Genomic DNA, 1,277 nt, shown 5'->3' with positions numbered 1-1,277 from the left:
AGGCCCGGGTCGAGCACGATGCCGGCGGCGTCGACCCCCGCGGCGATCGCGGCGTCGGCGCGGCGGGCCAGGTGGTCACGCACCGCACCCACGACGTCCCCGCCGTAGTCGGATCGGCCTCCCGCGCCGGCGCGGTACTCGTCCGGAGACACCCAGTGCATGAGGATGACGGAGGCGCGGTATTCGGCCACGACCCTCAACATGTCGGGGTCGGCGAGCCCGCCCGAGACGTCGTTGACGATCGCCGCGCCCTCCTCGAGGGCACGCGACGCCACCCCGGCGCGCATGGTGTCCACCGAGACCGGCGCGAGGCCGGACACCGCACGGACCAGCGGGACGACCCGCTGCTCCTCGTCCGACTCCTCGACGCGGAGGGCGCCGGGCCGGGTGGACTCCCCACCGATGTCGATGAGGTCGGCGCCGTCGGAGACCATGCGCCGGGCGTGCGCGACGGCGTCGTGATGCGCGAGGTGGCGCCCACCGTCGGAGAAGGAGTCGGCCGTGACGTTGAGGACGCCCATCACCGCGCACCGGTCCGGGCGGGGCAGCAGACCGGGCGCGCTCACGTCCCGCGCAGGAGGCCGAGCGCCTCCGCCCTGGTGGAGGCGTTGGTTCGCATGTTGCCGCGGACGGCCGAGGTCGTGGTGACCGCCCCCGCCTTCCGGATCCCCCGCATCGACATGCACAGGTGCTCGCACTCGATCACCACGAGCACGCCCGAGGGTGCGAGCCTGTCGACCAGCGCGTCGGCGACCTGACTGGTGAGCCGTTCCTGGACCTGGGGCCGCTTGGCGTAGAGATCCACCAGTCTGGCGAGCTTGCTCAGACCAGTGACCGCCCCGGACTGTCCCGGGATGTAGCCGATGTGGGCGACGCCGTGGAAGGGCACCAGGTGGTGTTCGCAGGTCGAGTAGATGGGGATGTCCCGCACCAACACGAGCTCGCGGTGGTCCTCGTCGAAGGTCCTGGACAGCACCTCCGACGGGTCGGTGTACAGCCCGGAGAAGACCTCGCGGTAGGCCCTGGCCACCCGCGCGGGTGTGTCCTGCAGCCCCTCGCGCTCCGGGTCCTCGCCCACGGCGATCAACAGCTCGCGGACCGCGGCCTCGGCGCGCTCGGCATCGAAGACCCGCCCCGTGGGGAGCGACCGGGCATCGGCGGCGGGTATGTGGTCAGGCGTCGTCATTCATTCCTCTTCTCGCACGGAGTCGACCGTGCGGTCAGTCCTCACGTTCCCACGGCGCACGCCAGTCGGCGTCCTTGTCCTCACGGCGGTG

At 72.1% G+C, this 1,277-nt stretch carries 2 protein-coding genes; both read right to left on the bottom strand.

Features of this window, described 5'->3' with window-relative positions; genetic code table 11:
- Nucleotides 1–566 (bottom strand): dihydropteroate synthase (folP, locus tag G6023_RS14320; RefSeq protein ID WP_347570778.1); only part of this gene is annotated, 566 nt, incomplete at its 3' end.
- Nucleotides 563–1,186: a GTP cyclohydrolase I FolE gene (folE, locus tag G6023_RS14315; protein ID WP_069389722.1), complete on the bottom strand. Its 624-nt coding sequence runs from the start codon at nucleotides 1,184–1,186 to the stop codon at nucleotides 563–565. The genes folP and folE, both read right to left, overlap by 4 nt.
- Between the last annotated feature and the right edge of the window lie 91 nt (nucleotides 1,187–1,277).

This window comes from Dietzia sp. DQ11-71 (assembly GCF_014144995.1).
Lineage (GTDB): Bacteria > Actinomycetota > Actinomycetes > Mycobacteriales > Mycobacteriaceae > Dietzia > Dietzia kunjamensis.
Note: the sequence above shows the minus strand (reverse complement) of the source record. Positions and strands in the feature narration are given on the sequence as shown.